Origin of the sequence: Ekhidna sp., assembly GCF_040223195.1 — a bacterium.
Classification (GTDB): Bacteria; Bacteroidota; Bacteroidia; order Cytophagales; family Cyclobacteriaceae; genus Ekhidna.
Genome location: NZ_JAVKDX010000017.1, coordinates 193,807 through 212,705 on the forward strand (window position 1 = coordinate 193,807; position 18,899 = coordinate 212,705).

At 43.2% G+C, this 18,899-nt stretch carries 17 protein-coding genes; 8 read left to right on the plus strand and 9 right to left on the minus strand.

The features are described from left to right. From RLN88_RS11395 to acpS, 6 genes are read left to right on the plus strand one after another with little or no spacing between them, the layout of a single operon-like run. Positions 1–855 carry an ImmA/IrrE family metallo-endopeptidase gene (locus RLN88_RS11395; protein ID WP_350221531.1) on the plus strand — a complete coding sequence of 285 codons (855 nt, stop codon included), beginning with the start codon at positions 1–3 and terminating at the stop codon, positions 853–855. After that, a complete protein-coding gene (locus RLN88_RS11400; protein ID WP_350221532.1) occupies positions 852–1,604 on the plus strand; it encodes a thymidylate synthase family protein in 753 nt (250 codons plus the stop codon). Before RLN88_RS11395 ends, RLN88_RS11400 begins: the two co-directional genes overlap by 4 nt. A 2-nt stretch (positions 1,605–1,606) precedes the next feature. Beyond that, positions 1,607–2,662 carry a nucleotide kinase domain-containing protein gene (locus RLN88_RS11405; protein ID WP_350221533.1) on the plus strand — a complete coding sequence of 352 codons (1,056 nt, stop codon included), beginning with the start codon at positions 1,607–1,609 and terminating at the stop codon, positions 2,660–2,662. A 6-nt stretch (positions 2,663–2,668) separates the two neighbouring features. After that, the gene (locus RLN88_RS11410) at positions 2,669–3,562 is read left to right on the plus strand and encodes a dCTP deaminase (protein WP_350221534.1); all 894 of its coding nucleotides are present in this window, start codon (positions 2,669–2,671) and stop codon (positions 3,560–3,562) included. Continuing rightward, positions 3,549–4,130, plus strand: a complete 582-nt coding sequence (locus RLN88_RS11415) for a MazG C-terminal domain-containing protein (protein ID WP_350221535.1) — start codon at positions 3,549–3,551, stop codon at positions 4,128–4,130. The genes RLN88_RS11410 and RLN88_RS11415 overlap by 14 nt, the downstream gene beginning before the upstream one ends. Then, positions 4,123–4,503, plus strand: coding sequence for a holo-ACP synthase (gene acpS / locus RLN88_RS11420; RefSeq protein ID WP_350221536.1), 381 nt, complete (start codon positions 4,123–4,125; stop codon positions 4,501–4,503). Before RLN88_RS11415 ends, acpS begins: the two co-directional genes overlap by 8 nt. A 526-nt stretch (positions 4,504–5,029) precedes the next feature. Here the strand turns inward: acpS and RLN88_RS11425 are convergent. From RLN88_RS11425 to holA, 8 genes are all read right to left on the minus strand, one after another. After that, the gene (locus RLN88_RS11425; protein WP_350221537.1) at positions 5,030–6,247 is read right to left on the minus strand and encodes a bifunctional folylpolyglutamate synthase/dihydrofolate synthase; all 1,218 of its coding nucleotides are present in this window, start codon (positions 6,245–6,247) and stop codon (positions 5,030–5,032) included. After that, positions 6,244–7,041: a hypothetical protein gene (locus RLN88_RS11430; protein ID WP_350221538.1), complete on the minus strand. Its 798-nt coding sequence runs from the start codon at positions 7,039–7,041 to the stop codon at positions 6,244–6,246. Before RLN88_RS11430 ends, RLN88_RS11425 begins: the two co-directional genes overlap by 4 nt. Beyond that, complete coding sequence (locus tag RLN88_RS11435) at positions 7,041–7,430, minus strand: ExbD/TolR family protein (protein ID WP_350221539.1); 390 nt, start codon at positions 7,428–7,430, stop codon at positions 7,041–7,043. Before RLN88_RS11435 ends, RLN88_RS11430 begins: the two co-directional genes overlap by 1 nt. Before the next feature lie 23 nt (positions 7,431–7,453). Further along, positions 7,454–8,113, minus strand: a complete 660-nt coding sequence (locus RLN88_RS11440; protein WP_350221540.1) for a MotA/TolQ/ExbB proton channel family protein — start codon at positions 8,111–8,113, stop codon at positions 7,454–7,456. Positions 8,114–8,210: 97 nt separating this feature from the next. After that, positions 8,211–9,392, minus strand: a complete 1,182-nt coding sequence (locus RLN88_RS11445) for an SPOR domain-containing protein (RefSeq protein ID WP_350221541.1) — start codon at positions 9,390–9,392, stop codon at positions 8,211–8,213. A gap of 60 nt (positions 9,393–9,452) precedes the next feature. Further along, a complete protein-coding gene (locus tag RLN88_RS11450) occupies positions 9,453–11,105 on the minus strand; it encodes a TonB-dependent receptor (protein WP_350221542.1) in 1,653 nt (550 codons plus the stop codon). Between the two features lies 1 nt (position 11,106). Beyond that, the gene (locus RLN88_RS11455) at positions 11,107–14,037 is read right to left on the minus strand and encodes a tetratricopeptide repeat protein (protein ID WP_350221543.1); all 2,931 of its coding nucleotides are present in this window, start codon (positions 14,035–14,037) and stop codon (positions 11,107–11,109) included. A gap of 53 nt (positions 14,038–14,090) precedes the next feature. Further along, positions 14,091–15,113 carry a DNA polymerase III subunit delta gene (gene holA / locus RLN88_RS11460; protein WP_350221544.1) on the minus strand — a complete coding sequence of 341 codons (1,023 nt, stop codon included), beginning with the start codon at positions 15,111–15,113 and terminating at the stop codon, positions 14,091–14,093. A gap of 36 nt (positions 15,114–15,149) precedes the next feature. Between holA and RLN88_RS11465 the strand changes: the two genes are divergently transcribed. Continuing rightward, positions 15,150–17,552: a tetratricopeptide repeat protein gene (locus RLN88_RS11465; RefSeq protein WP_350221545.1), complete on the plus strand. Its 2,403-nt coding sequence runs from the start codon at positions 15,150–15,152 to the stop codon at positions 17,550–17,552. Here RLN88_RS11465 and RLN88_RS11470 read toward each other — a convergent pair. Beyond that, positions 17,545–17,928, minus strand: a complete 384-nt coding sequence (locus RLN88_RS11470) for a response regulator (RefSeq protein WP_350221546.1) — start codon at positions 17,926–17,928, stop codon at positions 17,545–17,547. The genes RLN88_RS11465 and RLN88_RS11470 overlap by 8 nt on opposite strands. 181 nt (positions 17,929–18,109) lie before the next feature. On the opposite strand from RLN88_RS11470, the gene RLN88_RS11475 reads away from it, so the two are divergent. After that, positions 18,110–18,886 carry a LolA-like protein gene (locus RLN88_RS11475; RefSeq protein ID WP_350221547.1) on the plus strand — a complete coding sequence of 259 codons (777 nt, stop codon included), beginning with the start codon at positions 18,110–18,112 and terminating at the stop codon, positions 18,884–18,886. Positions 18,887–18,899: the final 13 nt, after the last annotated feature.

Consider the following 18,899-nt stretch of genomic DNA (forward strand, 5'->3'; position numbering starts at 1 on the left):
ATGAACCACCAACTATTTACAGATGCCATAAGGGAGGCTGATAGAGTAAGAATGGAATTAGGTTTATCAATATATGAGCCACTCAATATTTATGATATATGCAAAAGTCTGGGAATCGATGTTCGTTTTGTGAACGTCAATATGGAAGGTATGTATTCTGATCAAGGTCATCATCCTACTATTCTCCTTTCAAACCAACGACCATTACCAAGAAGGAACTATTCCTGTGCACATGAATTGGGTCATCATAGATTCGGACATGGTACACGCGTTGACATGATGACCGACGAAGAGCGAGCGAATGCTTCTTATAATAATGAGGAAATTTTAGTTGATTCTTTTGCGGGAGCACTTCTCATGCCCTTGGCAGGTCTACAAGCCGAGTTTATCCAAAGAGGCAAAGATCCAAAGAAGAGTAGCCCTTTGGACTTCATGATTATCGCCTCGATATTCGGGGTTGGATATGGAACCATAGTAACTCATTGTAGAATAAATGGATTAATTGGTTTTGACAGAGAAAAAACTTTGCTTAAACACAGCCCAGCAAAAATTTTGAAGGGATTACTCGGAAAATCTCAACCTACTCACTACAAAATCTTGGATGAATTCGGTACTGGCATCCCCATTGATTTAGAAGTTTCCAATTTACTGATTCTCCCGACTGGATATGAAGCAGAGTGTGATCATTTAGTAAAAATAGGAGAAGTAGGAATAAGTAGTGTTTTTAAAGCGGTATACGGGGGAATTACCAGATTAAATAATGAAAGTTTAAAAACTGGGTGTTTCGTCAGAATACAAAATAAAAATTATGTGGGGTTGGCAGAATATCGTCATTTAGAAAACAAAGAAATATGAGTAAATCATCAATTATTATTGAAGAAACTAATCTGTCCGTGGCATGGTGTAAAACAGTCAATAACATCTTATCGAGTTCAGGAACAAATGAGATTACGCCTTTATTAATATCTCTAACGGGATTTGATGAAAATGAGGAAGTAAGGCAAACTCTTGATAAAAGTCTTAAAAAAAATGGACAGAATCCCATAACAACTGTTGCCGAAACAATTTTTCCTGATTCTTTATATAGATACCTCGATGAAGATAGGTTTGAACTCTATAAAGAGTATACCAAGAACCTTCCACGAATAATGAAAATTGACCAAAGCAATCGAAAAGGAACTTACTTCGGAAGATTAATTTCTTATGGGAATGAAAGCGGAGTAAATCAACTTGAAATAATAATTAGCTCAGTGAATAAAATTGATGGTGTCAAGAGGAGATCAAAACTACAAGCCTCTGTTTTTGATCCAACCTTGGATCATATCAATTCAGCGTATCAAGGTTTTCCTTGCCTTCAACACGTTACATTTTACAAGTCGGATACAGGAGGTATTATTTTGAATAGCTTTTATGCAATTCAACTTCTATATCGGAAAGCATATGGAAACTGGTTGGGGTTGGTCAATTTGGGAAAATTTATTGCAAAGGAAACTGGTTGCGAATTGGATCAAGTTAATTGCTTCATAGGTATTGAAAAATTGGAAATTGCTAAAAGTGAGGCGAAAAAGCTTTTAGAAGAAACAGAGTTAGAGCTAAGTATCTGAGAATGGATATGATAAAAAATTCTAAAAAGGTCGCGCATGTTGCTCAAGTTGAGATTCATACTCCATTGTATCCAGCGCAGATAACGGAAGTTTATGATAGTTATTGGAGGTTTGCTGCGTTGAGGCAGGATGCCTTTTTTAATCGACTAAGAAACAAGCCATATCCATGGTCCAATGATACAATCATTACTAAATATCGATTTACGAATGTTTACAGAGCATCGGATCGAGTAAGTCAATATTTAATCCGAAATGTTATTTACAATAATGAATTCCCAAACTCTCCGAAGGAGGTTCTTTTTAGAATTCTTCTGTTCAAGCTATTCAACAAAATTGAAACTTGGGAGCTATTAAGAGAAAGAATTGGACTTCTGACATTTGAAGATTATTGTTTTTCGCTGTTCGATGATATTCTGACTGATGCCCTAATTCACAAAAAAAAGATCTATTCCGCAGCTTACATAATGCCGTCTGGCAGATCAACCTTTGGTTTTGAACGCAAACATTCAAATCATTTGAAGCTAATCGAGTTAATGGTTAGCGAGGATACTCACTTAAAACTACAAGATGCTAATAGGATGCAACAGGCTTTTGAAATAATAAAGAGCTTTCCTGGATTAGGCGATTTCTTGGCATATCAACTTTTAATAGATATTAATTACTCTCCCATTATTGATTTTTCAGAATCTGAATTTGTAGTACCAGGGCCAGGCGCCAAAGGTGGGATAAGTAAATGTTTTAGTGATAAAGCTGGTCTCAGTGATGTGGAGGTAATAAAGCTCATGACTGACAGGCAAGAACTGGAATTTGAAAGACTAGGGCTCAAATTCAACACTCTGTGGGGTCGACCATTACAGCTAATAGATTGTCAAAATATCTTTTGTGAAGTTGATAAGTATGCCAGAGTAAAACACCCAGAAATAAAAGGAAATAGTGATAGGTCGAAAATAAAACAGTCCTATAGAGTAAACTCTAAAGCATTAAGATTTTGGTTCCCTCCAAAATGGGGAATTAATGAAAATATTGAAAAGGAAGGTCATTTAGAAACATTTAAATAAAGGCATATGGCTTATTTAGGATCAGAGAAATTAAAAAAATTAATTGAATCTAAAAATATCATCAGCCCCACACCTGATTCGTCAAAATTGTCTGCAAAGATCAAGCATGGAGCATATGAATTATCGCTCGGTGATGAGGTGTTTGAGACAGATTCAGTTGACGGTAAGAGAAGAGAACTTACAAAGAAAAAAGAACAGGTTGTTATAAACCCTGGTCAATTTGTCCTACTACTAACTGAAGAAAGTATTCGAGTCCCCAAGGATAAAATTGCCTTTATTTCAATTAAGGCCGGTATTAAACTTAGAGGTTTGATAAATGTTTCTGGCTTCCATGTTGATCCAGGATTTGAAGGAAAGTTAGTTTTCTCAGTTTATAATGCTGGTTCAGGTCCAATTTCTCTTGAGAGAGGATCGCAGTATTTTCTTATCTGGTTTGCTGAATTAGATGTTCCCAAAAGTGATACAGATCAATACAATGGTAAACATCAAGGATTGGACAGTATTCCACTCGATTATATCGATCATCTTAACCTAAGTGAACTTGCCTCCCCAAACGTATTGCTTGAAAAGATTAATAAAAATTATCAAGACCTAGACACAAAAGCCACTAAAAATTATCAAGATTTAGATGCAAAAGCTACATCAAGAAATTATATCTATCGAACAGGCTTAGGAATAATTATAGTTATTGGTTTTAACTTGTTTTTGGAGTGGGGCATCTATGCAAGGGGATTAAAAGATGGCAATAATGACAAGGCTGAACTGATAGAAATGGAGGCTACTCTTAATGGGCTACTTAAGCATAAGAAAGAGTTATTACTGCAAATTGATAGCTTGGAGAAAAAGAAGGAACGAATTTTGAATGAACCCACAACAAAAAACGGAAATGAAAAAAACTGACACTTTTTTTGATTCAGATTTTGATCCAATGGAGCAGTTTCCTAGAAAATTCAGTGTGGATTTTGAATCGATAATTGTTGGATCAAAAACAAAGACAAGAGTTTCCATTAATGGAATCCAATCAGGTGATCTGATTGATGACAACTCAAAAGAAAAGGACGGATATAGGTTCCACGATGTATTTCACTATACATATGCTGCCCTCTTAGGCTGGTCTCCTTGTACCAGATCTCTTATGAAACGAAAGCGCAAAAGTGTTCCACTTATTGACGAAACAGAGGATGGAGCTCGTGCAACAATAACAGAGGAAGCAATATCCCTGATGGTTTTTAATAAAGCCCGGAAAAGGCGATTATTTGAAGACCAAACTCGGTTGGAGGAATCACTACTTGATGAAATAAAAGAAATGACTTCTCCATTTGAGGTGAGTATAAAATCTAAAAAAGATTGGGAAAAAGCCATTCTTAAAGGATACTCGCTATTTCGAGATTTATGTTCAAATAATGGAGGAAGAGTTCATTATGACATGATTGAAGGCACAGCTCAATTCGAAAGGAGAAATGTCTAGGATCATTGGAATAGGATGCGATATAACTTCTCACGAAGTAACCGACAAATTAAATTGGAATTCTGACAAAAGAGTCCTTGAAAGGATATTCTCTAAGAATGAGATCGACCTTTACGAGGAAAACAGCAGCATCACATTTCTATGCGGCAGGTTTGCTGCAAAAGAGGCTCTTCTAAAATCAATAGGCACTGGTATGGAAGATGGGATTTCCTTGAGAGATATTGTAATTCTTAGACTTCCGAACGGACAGCCAACGATTGAAGTTACTGGCAGAGTTAAGGAAATAGCCGATAGTCTTGGAATAAATAACTGGCAGGTAAGTATTAGTCATTCAGATAAATCATCTATTGCATTCGTTATAGCGCATGGTTGACAAAATGAAAGCTTCCACCAGCTTTGACACGTAACTTCCATCCACCCAAAACCCCTCATATGGGCTTAAACAACGATTCTTACCTACTTAAAAAACCCTCAGCCTCGGTTCGTGTCCTCACGAATCGATCGCTTCAATGGTTTGTGAAAACCACGGAGGGGAAATTATAAAATAGTGCATTAAACCTACCTTTCGGAAAGTTTGAAACTTTCCGAAAGCTTTCTCCCCGCTCAGAGTCACCATGGGGTTGGTGGAATAAGTAGAGCGAACTCTGAGAAGCATGATATCTAAAGATCCCAGAAACTGGCTGGGAATTGGGTGCGGTTAATTTCGTTGATTTTCAAGTGCCATCACCTCCCTCCTCAAATGCATCTGAGAAGTTAGAAGCGCTCTATCAAAAAGTACTTATATGGTCTTAAAGGGCGTTTTTTAGGTGTGCTCAGAAACCACGTGTGATTGAGGACGAAACCACGTGTGGTTCTGAGAGTGATCACGCCTTCTTGTTTTTGGGGTGTCAGATGGGGGCTTAAAGTCCTTCAATTTCAGCCACCACAAAGGTGCTGCCGGTAATCAGGATCAGGTCATCGGGCCCTGCCTTTTCCTTTGCCTGCTTGATGGCTTCATTCACCTCCCTGAAGCACTCCCCCTCTTTTCCGTTCATCACGCCCTGTATGGCCAGCTCCTCCACCGGAAGGGCGCGCGGCACAGAAGATTGGGTCCAGTACAGACGGGCATTGGAGGGGAACGTTTGGAAGATGGGGTTCAGGTCTTTGTCCTTTACCGTGCCAAACACGAGGAGGATAGTCCCTGTGCATAAGCTATCCATCTGACTAAAAAGCACACGCAATCCTTCGGTATTGTGGCTTACGTCAGCGATGGTAAGTGGGCGCTCAGAGAGCACCTGCAGGCGGCCTTTCAGTCCGGTGAGCGCATTGAGGTGGTCCAATCCGTCCAAAATGTCTGCCTCGGTAATTTTCCACCCTTTCCTGATCAGCTCCCCAATGGTCGCATAGATCCCCGAAAAGTTCTTTACCAGGTAGTTTGGGACGAGGGTTTTGGGCTTCCACTCTTTGGGCGGGGCATAGATCATCGGTGCTTCTTCCTGTCTCGCTTTTTCTTCAAATACAGGTTGGGTTTCCGGCATCAACTCCCCGATCACCACAGGGATGCCGTGCTTGATGATTCCGGCTTTCTCGAAAGCGATTTTCGCCAGGGTGTCCCCCAGCATGTCCGTATGGTCCAGCCCGATATTGGTGATGAGGCAGGCTTCCGGGGTGATTACGTTGGTGCTGTCTAGCCGGCCACCGAGCCCTGTTTCTATCACGGCAATATCCACCTTTTGCGCAGCAAAGTATTCGAAGGCCATCGCCACAGTGATCTCAAAGAAGGACGGATTGATTGCCTCAATCGCGGGCTTGATCCGCTCCACGAAATCAATGACAAACTCCCTGGAAACCTCCGATCCATTGATCCGGATTCGTTCGGTGAAGCTTTTGAGGTGCGGCGAAGTATACAAGCCGGTCTTGTAGCCGGCTGTTTGTAGCACGGCCGCTATGCCATGGGCCGAGGTGCCTTTTCCATTGGTTCCGGCGATGTGTACACTTTTGAAATCACGGTGTGGATTGCCCAGGAAATCAAGCAATTGGATGGTATTGGTGAGGTCTTTTTTGTAGGCCACCTTCCCTACCCGCTGATACATGGGCAACCGGGTAAAAAGATACCCGAGTGTCTCGTCGTACGTCATTTGGACTTGATAATGAAGGTAATGGTTCCGGTGGATTGAGGGGCAACCTTATAGTCTGAGGTCTTACTAAATGTAAGCTTTTGAACGGCTTGTTTGTATTTTAACTCTACGGCAGGAGATACGGTAGAGGTGATGGTTTCAATTTTAACGAGGTATCCGTCCTGATCCACCACGATCCTGTACACAATCTTTCCAGACTGATCTGACGTGTCATCGGGCTTGGGCTTGGAATCCCATATCCACCCTGATAGAGCCAGATTAGCTCCCTCAGCATCACCGGTGTTGTTTCCCTGGCTGCCATAGATCGCACGCTGATCCACGGTGGGTTCCTCTTCTTCGCCCTCAGAAGGGTTGTCACTGGTCTTGTCTGCATCCGTTTCGGATGATTTCATCACCGCCCTGGAGTCTACTTCCTGCTTCACTTCTGCGGGTTTGGTCTCGGTGGCTTTGCTTTCTTCCACTTTCACGGGGCTCTCCACCTGGGATTTTGTTACGGGTTGTTCCGTCACAGTCTGCTCCTGAGATTCCACGGATTTTTCTGTGGTGGTCGATTGGGTTTCTTCGGCCTGCTCGTCCACCTCTTCTTCAGGTGCCTGCCTGGAGGGTGTGGATCGGGCCGGTGCACCGGCTGAGGTGGTGAACCCAAGCTCTATGCCATACTCAGGAATGGGCGGAAAGGGCTCTTTCCAGGCCACAATGAAATAGAAAAGAATCAGGAGAAGGAGCTGAACACCGACAGATGTCAGCCACCCGATCCGCTTATTTCGTTCATCTTTTTTTTCTCTCTCGTCCATTATTCCGGTTTCGTTGCGATCGAAACTTTAGCTTTTAATGCGGTGGCAATACCTGCTACTTCCACCAGCCGCTCCACCGGCACGGCAGCATCGCAGTGCAAAACCACTATGCCTTCTTTTCCGGTGAGGTTATTCTTTAAAACAGATTGAAGGGACGATCTGTTCACCTGCTGGTTGTTTACAAAATAGCGCAGGTCCTTGGTGATGGTCACACTCACTTTCTGCATCACAATTTCTGACGACCTGGAAGAAGGCAAATTGACCGGCAGCCCGGACGGGGTAATAAAAGAGGCGGTCAGCATAAAGAAGATTAGCAAAAGGAAGATTACATCCGTCATTGATGACATGCTAAAGCTGGCATTGACCTTATGTTTAGATTTTAGATCCATACGATAATTTGAGGCTATATGGCCTACTTTTTAGGTTCCTGAAGGAGATCAATGAAATCTATCACATTGGATTCCATAGTGTGGATCAACTTCCCTACTTTGGATACGAGGTAGTTGTATCCCAGATAGGCTAAAATGCCCACAAACAACCCTGCTGCGGTTGTAATCATGGCCTCATAGATGCCTGAAGAAAGGAGCTTTGGGCTCACGGCCCCCTCTTCCTGCGCAATGGCGATGAATGCCTGTATCATCCCGGTAACAGTGCCCAGGAAACCGATCATCGGTGCGGCACCTGAAATGGTGGCCAGCAAATTCAGGTTTTTTTCCAGCCGGTAGATTTCAAGCTTACCCACATTTTCGATGCTTACTTCAATATTCTTCAGTGGATTTCCGATCCTGCTTATCCCTTTTTCGATCATGCGCGCCACGGGGGTATCGGTCTTCCCACATAGCATCAGCGCACCGCTGATGTCGCCGGAAATAACCAACGACCGGATTTGATCTTTGAAAGACTCGGGGGTTTTGGATGCCGCACTAAGGGTGCGGGTGCGCTCCACAAAGATGTAGATTGCCACCATCCACAATAGCAAAATGGGGATCATCATGTAGCCCCCATTCGTTAGTAATTCCAGCAATGAAATTGATTCTTCTGATTCCAGACCCTCCATTAGAGGATCTTGCATAACACTAATAAGCATATGTTCTTTTTATCTTGAGTTAAACGAATGACGCATAGCCATTCAAACAGACTGAACGTAATAATCGAAAGATTAGTGCTCTTTAGTATCTCAGAATCCAAATATCGTTTCCAAACTCTGACTTGAATCCGTCGATTGCCCGCTGGGCTTCCGCCAGTGATCCATATCCCGCAATGGCCACCCTATGAGTCACCGCTTTTCCGAATGGAGGAATCACAGATGGGCTTTTGCCCGCTGCAGAAAGTTCATTGGCAAAATCAATCGCCATGTCCCGGTCAAGGAAACTGCCGATGATGATGTACATGTTCCCTGTTCTGTCCGTGAGCTCATTTACAGTGCCCGGATTTGAAGCAACAGCCTTGGGTTTCGTTGCAGCAGGTTTCTTAGCTGCGGGAGTTGTTTTAGGTTGATTGTTTGCAGGCTTAGCGGCCTGGGTCTGTGTATTGTTTTCTGCCTCCTTTGGAGTTTCCTCCGTAGTTTCTTCTGGTGTGGTCTCGGCAGGCTTTTCTGTCTCGGGCTTGGTGGTCTTTTCAGCCACAGGCTTCTTCTCGCCCTCTTCACCGCCACCCATTGGAGATAAAAACCAGAATGCCGCACCCAGCGATGCAAATATGATTACGCCGAATATCACCACTTTGGCAAACTTGCCCTTGCTCTGTGCAGGCGCATCCGTATCATCCGACTCAAAAGAAGTCATGTCAGACATATCCTCTTCTGTTTCCATGAGTTCTTTCTCAAACTGAGCAAACTCATCCTCATCCAATACGTCACTGTCAAATACAGAATCTGAGATATCGTCCATGTCATCGTCATCGCCAGACGCATCAAAATCGTCAAACGATTCCTCTTCATAAAAATCATCTACATCCTCAGTCTCAGCCTCATCTGATGTCTCTTCTTTCATGGATGCTGCCAACTCTTCATCGGAAATCTGATCAGGGATTTCCTCGTCATCTTCGTCTTCCATCCCTTCCATATCTCCCAAATCATCCATGTCGATATCGTCCATATCCCCTATGTCTTCCATATCCATGTCATCCATGTCGTCCATCGAATCACTATCAAAGACAGAGTCATCATCGCTGCTTGCTTCTACGGTTTCCTCTTCCGGTTCGGCAGGGGTTTCTTCTGAAGCGGTTTTTTCGGTATCGCTAGAATCGTCATCATCCAACGCTTCGTAATCCAACTCTGGCAGACCGAAATCCTCATCATCCCCGAAGAAGTCGTCTTGTTCTTTGTCTTTGTTTTTATCGTCGTTAGCCATAGGTATCTTTTATTGACCGAACCAAGATAAAATAAAATTAATTATTAGGAAATATTGGGATCAGAAACGGTACTGACCACCAATCTTGAAAGCGAGTCCTCGGATCGGGTACCCCAAATATCGTTCGTATTCATTATTAAGCAAATTATTTACGTCAATGAATGCTGAGGCCCTCTGTGTAATTAGGTATTTAGCCCCAATGCCGATATCCGTAAATGCTGGGAGTTTCACGTATCCAAAGTCCACATTGGCGGGTGCCCTGATGCCGCCAATGGTTGTCAAATGAGCGGAAACGATGAGTTTTTCCTGAATATTGTGACTGGTGTATGCTTCGAAAACAAACGATGGCCTGTGCCACGGACGATCCAGTGATTCCACCGAATAGCCATTGATTTGAAGCTTGGCTCCATACGTACTGGTGGTGGTAGGCATGTAGGAAATGCCCGATTCCAGCGTGAGTATATTCACATTTTCTGTGTCATACGAAAGGATGTATCGGGAAGAATCGGATACTGATGGGGTATAAAACGGCAGCCCTTTCGTACTTGAATTGGTAATACTAGCCTCAAAAAGCATGTTTTTGATCGGTGATCCTTTGATGCCGCCACCAAACTTTGTGGTGTACTCCGTGTGCGTGATAGCAAGGGAATCGTCCAGAAATTCGTTCTCATCCAGTAGCTGACTCAGCCCATTCCAGGATTGGCCGCCGGAAAACAAACCGAAGACTGTCCACTTATCCGAAAGGTCGTATTCGGCACTGATGTTGGGATAAAAGCCTGTTTTTGATCCACTACCTACTTTTCCTGACGAAATCATGAAGCCAGCGGTGATGGATAGGTTCTCCCTGTAATGCGTCACCCATGGATTGACATTCAACAAGGAACGGTCGTATGATAGTCCTCCGTCATAAGAAGAAACGTTTCCCTCCAGTTCAAAGCCGGTAGTAAAGGCCTCATCGATCTTGTAGCTAAAATTTCCGGTTGTGTTGAATACAGACTCTTTATTTAAATCTGTTCCCCCATCTATGCGCTGATTGCTCAAACCAAATGAGGGGCGAATCTCATAGCTCACTTCCTCACTTTGCCCGGATAGGGATACGCCCAAATTGAATTGATCATATAGCACTTCCTCTACTACCGTATCATAGCCGGTGTTTTGTCTGTCGGCGTTTCCGTAGAAGTTGTATTGTCTGTGTTGAAATGAAATGGAGGGCTTGATGACGATCGAACCCGTAGTGTAGCTTCCGCCTAAATCAACTCCTCCCAGCCTGTTGCCACTGTTTTCATCATTGACCGGTCCGCTCTTGAAGCTTTCGTAAAACAACTTCGTGTTTGTGGAAAATCCTCCAAAAGTTTTGAACAATCCGGCCTCCAGAAGTGGGGAGCCATAGTTTCCGTATCCCAGCTTGACGTAATTCTGATATTCCTCAATGGGATATGGATCCTGCACAAACTGGTATGGGACATCTGATTTGTAATCCGGCCATTCGAAGGATGGCTCCTGCACATTAAACTGCACATTGATCGGATCATTTTGGAAAGATTTGGGCTCACTTTTTAAGAAGATTTTGTCTGCCTGCGGCAAAGTGATTTTCTTGTCCTTTTCAATGACCACCTCTCCGGAAACGACCTGGCCGGTTTTAGTTGAGTCACTTTGCGCGTGAGCACCAAAACACAAAAAGGAAATCAATCCTATATATATATATGCTCTCATCTTAGTTTCCTGTTTGGGTTGAATCCACACTTGCCGCCTGTTGCTCTATTTCGTTCAATAGTTTCTGAGATTCAGACTTAACATCCTCATTATTAGAATGCTGAATGATTGACCTTAAAGTTGCCTTCGCCTGAAATAATTCTTCTTTGGCGATGTAATTCTTTGCAATGAGCAAATAAGACCGGTCTACCCAGATGGTGTAGCTGCCGAAGTTTGTATTCAGATCAAAGAGCAGGTCGAGCGACTTCTCATATTCTTCCTGCTGGTAGGATATCAGCCCTAAATAGTAATTGGCTTCTGCAGCAAAAACATCCTTGCCGGTGCTCAGGGCTTTAAAATTCTGAGCAGCCTGCTCCGGATTGTCTAGCGCCATCCAGCTTCTTGCTTTGAGTAGAAGTGCCTCCTGCTCACCATTGATGGGCTTCCAGTCAGCCTGGAGGATCTGATTGGCCATAGCAATTACTTCATCATGGCTGCCGCTCGCAAAATACATCGTCATCAGTCCCTGGCGGGCGTTGTAGGTGTCTTTTGGTGTTAAATTGAGGCTGATCAGCAGCCGGTAGGCTTCCTCAGACTCTTCTTTATTGCCCAGCTGTCTGTTGATCTCTCCCAGCCTGCTGAGGATCCGTCCTGTCAGCGCATTTCTTATGTATTTCAATTCATCAAATACCGGCTTTGCTTTCGCATAGTCATTCATCCGGTAGTAGGAATCCCCCAGGTAGTAGCTGGCCTCTGTGCGATTGCCGCTGCGTGGATAGTCATCCAGGTATTTATCAAATGCCTTTGCTGCTTCTACGTAAGAAAAGTCGAAATAGCGTCTTTTCGCAGCTTCAAATTCGATGAGCTCCAGGCTTCCACTTTCCGGATTGGCCTGCTTGTAGCTGGCGATGTATTTATCCAGGTTATTCACCGAAACGCCGGCCTGCTGAAGCTCCTGAAGACCCAGAATGGCATTCAGGGCAATTTCATTGTTGAGGTGATCGGTCAGGATCGTTTCGTAATCCGCCTTAGCCCCTTCTAGCTGACCCAGGTTCTTTTTGCAAATTCCGCGGTTCAATAGGGATTCCACTACCTCACTGCTTGTGGGAAATGACTGAATCACCCGAGAAAAGTAAGGTTCGGCATCTTTGAAGTCCGCAGCTTCAAACTCAATCATGCCTGCCTGAAAAAGGGCGTTTGCACCGTAGCGGGTGTCAGAGAAGATCGATCTGAAGTTCGAAATAGCCTCCTGGCCTTTTCCGATGTTTTTCAATGTTACCCCCTTTTGAAAGGTCAAATACGGGGACGTTAGCTGAGTGCTCAATTGATCATAGATACTAAAAGCTTCCTGATAACTTTTGGTAGCATACAGGCAATCTGCCAGGCGAACGCTAGCATCATTCTTAAGGTTCGCTTTATCTGAGTTTCTGGCCTTTCTGAAATAAGGAACCGCCTCCCCATATTGCTGTTTATTGTAGTAAGCATAGCCCAGCCCATAGTTTGATACAGGATCAAGGGTAGATTGGCTTTTGTAAAAGGTGATGGCCTGATCATAGCTATTTGATCTGAGCGCAATTTCCCCCAAATGGTAGTTTGCCAGATTCTTTAGCTGCTGATCGGGTGTGTATTTGAGGCTTACCCTGAACCATTTGTCTGCCTCAGTGAATTCGCCATCATTGAAAAGTAATTGGGCTTTTTGAAACGTTACCTTTTGATAAACATTCTTTTGCGTCTCATTGCTGATTCCGTTTCGATTCAGGTGCTCTATGGCCAGATCATAGTTGGATGTGCGCAGATATGATTGCACGATCAAATCCTGGATGGCTCCCGTCCGCTTTCCTTCTTTGAATGCGGTGAGGTAATCATTGCTGTAATTGATTGCCTCAGAATAGAATCCAAGTCGGGCATTTATATGTGCTACCTCATAGAGTGACTCTTCCTTGATCGTTTCGTTCTCAGAAGTGGAAGCTTCTATATAGGCTGTCAGGGCTTTTTCAAACTCCTTCTTTTTGACATATAATCTCCCGAGTTGGAATGCGCTAAGCTGCGCATACTCACCGCCCTGAATACCTGATTGGGTCAGAAATGCAATGGCTTTTTCTTCATTGCCGATTTTGAATTTGGAAACCCCGGCCTGGTAATACAATGCCGCAGAGGGTTTGCCCGGGTGAACCTCAATGGCTTTTTCAAAGAAAGCATCCGCTTTGGCTTTATCATTCTTTAAAGCATATGCTTCGCCAACCAGCTGATAGAATCCTGAGTTGGTGATGGATCTTTCTTCCGAAAGCTCATTTTGGGCCAGCGCAATGACAGCATCGATCTCTCCTTTCTCCAATTGAATCTTAGCAATGAAAAACCTGGATGAATTGCCGTACTCTTCGGAATTCTTCACCCGATTGAATCCTGCCAGTGCCCCGTCGTTATCACCCAAATGATAATCGGTATAAGCTGTGTAGTAATTCAGCTTGCTTTCTTCGCTAAAATCACTATTTCGTGCAAACTCAAAGAGGTTCTTAGCGTCCTGATACTTTTCATTTCCCAACTCATGGATCCCATAGATAAGGCCATAGGATGCGCGATCTCTTCTCGTGAGATCATTGGGTGAAATGGATGAGAGGTACTGGCGGCTTTTGACGGAATCCCCGTCATAGAAGTAGTATTCCCCGAGGTGGTAGCTGGCTAGTGGATTTATCGGGTGCTTGGGGTTTGTTTCCAACCATCGCTCTACTGCTTCAGGCTTTTTTTTCCCGGTTTTCAATTCGCTTAATAGGAGAATGATTTCCTCGTCTGACGATCGGGAGGTTTTAGGTTCGATTTCGCTGATGACATTCTGATATTTTCTGGCCTGAAAATTTTCGAATGAACTCAGCTCAACAAAGTCCTCGCTGCGAACGGCGTTTTGAGCCAGCGAGTAATGGGTGATAGTCACCAGAAGAAAGAAATATTTTCTCAATGTAGAAACGTTTTTGACCAACAAGAGCAACGAATAAATGATACGAAATTGTGTCAATTCATCAATTTGTATACCAATTCTGTTAAAACAGGGCCATCCTTTTTGGTGGCAAAGCCAATCCCCTTTGATTGCATATCTGCCTCATGCAGATACTTAATGTTCTCAACCACTTTCCCCACCGGATAATTCCGTGCTGCCTGTAAATATTCTTTCACGAAAAATGGATTCACGCCGATGGCAGAGGCAACCCCTTTTTCACTCTTGTCACTGGAATGGTGGATGAGCAATAGCTTGCTGAAATAAGAGAAAAGACTGTAGATCGTAAGCACCAATGGATTATTGCCCGGATTGGCAGCAAAGTAATCCGCAATCTTATGAGCCTTCTGTTTATTCATCATGCTCAGTGCTTTTTGCAGCTCAAAGATGTTGTAATCCTTGCTGATGCCTACATATCGCTGAACCATGGCAGCATCAATCTCCCCCTGATCTTTGATGTTGAGTAGTAATTTTTCAATCTCATTGGCCAGCCGCTGTAGGTTATTTCCAATATTTTCAGAAAGCATCATCACCGCTCCGTCATTGATCTTCACGCCTTTAGACTTACAGTAGCCTCTGATCCAGTCAGGTATCTGATTATCATACAGTTTTTTGGCGTTGAGGAATATGGAATTTTTCTCGATGATCTTTCCAAGTCTGGTCCGCTTATCTATGGACTTGTATTTATATCCAAAAACAAGAATGGTACTCGGGAGTGGATTTTCCAGGTAATTGATCACCAGCGTTTGCTTATCCTCCTTCGTCCAATCCTTCATTTCCTGCGCCTCTTTCACAATCACCACCTGCCGGTCTCCCATCATGGGGTATCTGCGTGCGGCACCAATGACATCTACCAGCATGGTGTCCTTTCCGTAGAGAATCACCTGATTAAAGCTGCGTTGAGTTTCATCTAAAGCGGTATTTTCAATTTTATTAATAATGTCGTCGATGTAAAACGTCTCCTCCCCCTGTAGAAAGTAGACCGGAGCAAAAGACCCCCCCTGTATGTTCTTTAGGATTTCGGTGTAATCGGATGCCATATTTTCCAAAGGTAAGGGCTACCTTAGATAATTGTAATGAGGAAATTTCTATTTCTTTTTTTAATCATTGGCCACTACATATTCCTGCACGCTCAGGAAGCCCGGGTGGATAGTCTCAAAGAGGCTCTGAGTAAGTATGAGCGTGTTGACACAACCTATATAAACCTGTTGAATGATCTTGCCTTTCAGCTCATTCTCTCCGATCAGCAGCAATCCATTTCCTATATCAATGAGGCACTTGCGGCTGCCAAAGAATTGAACTATGAGCGTGGAATTATCCGGGCCATAACTCTTAAAGGCAATAGTTTTTTGGTAGTAGGGTTACCAGATCAGGCACTTTCCTATTACCTGGAAGCACTTTCCTTTGATGTGGCTAAATATACCATGGACTATGTAGGAATCACCAACAATATCGGTGAGGTGTATCGCAGAAAGAAGGTGTATGATTCCAGCATTAAATATTTCAATAAGGCTCTAAATATCGCTATCGATCGGATTGATGGTTATCGTCCGACCATCATCTACTCGAACCTAGGCGAAGTGTGTTTAATGCAGGAAGACATTGAAAAAGCTAAGGAGTACTTCTCATTGTGCCTTGAAAATGCGCTTGAAACCAATGATTTCCGGGCGATCGGATATGGATATCATGGCCTGGCCGAATGTGCTTTTACGGAAAGTAATACTTCCCGGGCCATCGATTTAATGCGGAAATCCATTGAAGGGCGACAAAGGGCAGATCATCAACGAGGGCTCATGCAATCCTATCTCCAGTTGGGAGCATATTTCAATGCTGACCAAAATACGGATAGCACTCTCTTTTACTGGAACAAGGCGGAAACCCTTTCCAAACAAAACCAAGCAAATGACCTGCTCAACCAGGCATACGATAACCTCTACTCATTCTATTTATCAAACAGGGAAATTGAAAAAGCTGCTGAGTATCTGGAAAAACACAAACACCTGGGAGACAGTCTGAGAAACGCCGAGTTTATTTCTAATGTGGATAAAATGAAAACGGCACTAAAATCAGAACTAGTTATAGCCGAGAATGAGCTACTCAAACAGCAGCAACAGCAGAAGGACTCTGAGCAGGATGCTAAATTGATCGTGGTGGTTCTCGCGTTTTTGATCGTGCTGGGACTGGCAGTGACTACCTATCAGTTTAGAAAGAGACAAAAGGCCATTTTTGAAGCAGAAATTGAATCTACTTTCACAAGGACACTTTTAACACTATCCAGGGAGCTAAACCGAGTTGATCTCAACCTCTCCCATTTCATACGGGAGTTGCTGGCTATATCAAGAGATGTACTGGATTGCGACAGGGCTTCCTATTGGGTGCTTGATGCGGAAAAACAAGTCATATATCTCCATACTATAGAGCAGCGTGGAGGATTATTGAAGATCCCTCCCGCTGAATTTCGGAAAGAACAATTCCCAAGCTTTCTGGATGAATTTCTTCAGAACAGAACGCTGGCGGTCTCCCGGCTGAGTGAAGACTCGCGGTTGACCGATATCTATAACAATTATTTTAAGCCTGCTCAGATTGAATCCATACTAAATGCACCCATTCTTATAGACGGCAAGTTTGTTGGGTTTATTTCTTATGCTATGACTTACAATAAAATTAGGGATTGGGATGTGCAGGAACAGCGATATGTAGGATCCCTTGCCGATTTGATTGTTGCCGCTATTGCAAAGAATAGGAACAATGTGCTGCAAAAGGAAAAGGAAGAGCTGATTCAGAAATTGAGAATTAGGAATAAAAGCCTTCAGGAATTCAATAGTGTGATAAGTCATAACCTTCGGGAACCTCTCACTCAGATCATTGGTTTTTCGGAATTGCTTGGAAATACAGAGCAACAGGGAGTGTCAGGCGAGATAGTGGAGAAAATCTCAGATGCCTCCAACCGAATCGATCGGGTGATCAAGGAGTTGAGCATCGTATTAAATGAGAATGACCCCACGCCTGCTGACTTTAGATTTGTGTCTTTAGAGAAGGTGGTAAAGGAAGTCCTCGACCTGCTAAAAACCGAAATCAAAGCGAATCATATCTCCGTCGTTCAGCATTTCAAGGTCAAAAAGATCAAGACCTACCGCCCTTATTTATATGATGCCATTTTTCATCTCATTTCCAACAGCATCAAGTTTTCAGTGCCCGGAAAAAATCCTCAAATCAAAATTGAAAGCTATCAAACCGAGACGCACAACATCATACGGATATCAGATAATGGCCGGGGTTTTGACCTGGCCAAATTTGGAGACAAAATTTTCAAAATGTACCAGCGCTATCATTTGGATACGGAAGGCAGAGGTATAGGCTTATTCATTGTAAAGAACAGGGTAATATCTATCAATGGATTGATTGAGGCAGAAAGTGAAGAGGGCGTGGGCTCATCATTTACCATTCACTTCCAGAGAAAATCCATCAAAGTCAATTAAAATAGCTGGATACTAGTTCATTGAGCATATCTACAGAAAGTGGCTTGGATTTGTAGTCCATCACATTGGCCTTCTCTTCAGCCAGTTGCTTATCTGCAGGGTTAATGGAGGACGTGAGTATCACAATCTTGTTGGATGGTGCCCCGTTCATTGCCTGATAGTGATCAAGAAACTGCCACCCATTCATCACAGGCATATTCACATCAAGAAGTACCAGAGCCTCATCTTCCTCAGAGGCACTTTGCCTGAAAAAAACAAGCGCAGCTTCCGCAGAGTCGAAAGTCAATACTTCGTCTACAAGCTTGGAACGCTCAATTATAAGTTTGTTGAGATAATTAGTCGTAGCATCATCATCAATCAACACGATTCTCTTCATGGTATTCTCCATTTGCCGGCAGGAAATATATCAGTACAATATTATTCATTTTCAGGATTTATCAAAGTGGTACTTGCTATTTTGATTATTCCATTTAGTCATTTTTTTGACCGATTAGCATGAATTAACATCTAGTATCCATAAGACTATCTAAATTGCAATACCTAATTAAATTAATATTATGAGAAAATTCCAACTATTGTTCGCAGCATTTGCTGTAATCACTTTATCCTATGCTAGTGCTCAGGATGTAACAGTCGATGAGATCATCGACGGGTATTTCGAAAGTACCGGTGGTAAAGATGCCTGGAGAAATCTGAAAGGTATGAAAATTTCAGCCAAAGTAAATCAGGGGGGAATGGAGATTCCGCTGGAAATTGTGCAGTTGGCTGATGGTAAGCAATACACCAAGATCACCTTCCAGGGAATGGAGATCAAGCAAGGTGTATTCGACGGTGAGACGATGTGGAGCACAAACTTTCAGTCGATGAAGGCAGAAAAAGCTGACACAGAGACTACTGAAAACTCCAAACTAGATATGAATGATTTTCCTGATTCATTTCTTGACTACAAAGACAAAGGGTATACTGCCGAGCTATTAGGTACAGAAACTATTGACGGAGCTGAAACTTACAAAGTGAAGCTTACGAAAGAACCTAGAATGCTGGATGGCAAAGAAGTGGAAGATGTTTCTTTCTACTATTTCGATGCAGAATCATTTGTCCCTCTGGCTGTAGATCAGGAAATAAAAGCTGGTCCGCAGGCAGGCGCAATTGGCCGCTCTACCATGAGTGATTACCAAGAAGTAGAAGGCTTGTATTTCCCTTTCTCTATGACCCAGGGAATTAAGGATGGTCCGTCCCAGCCATTGATGATTGAATCTATTGAGGTGAATCCAGAGATTGATGCCGCAGCTTTTGCATTTCCGGCAGAGCAGGCTTCTCCAACTGGTAACTAATCAAAGCGCTCTG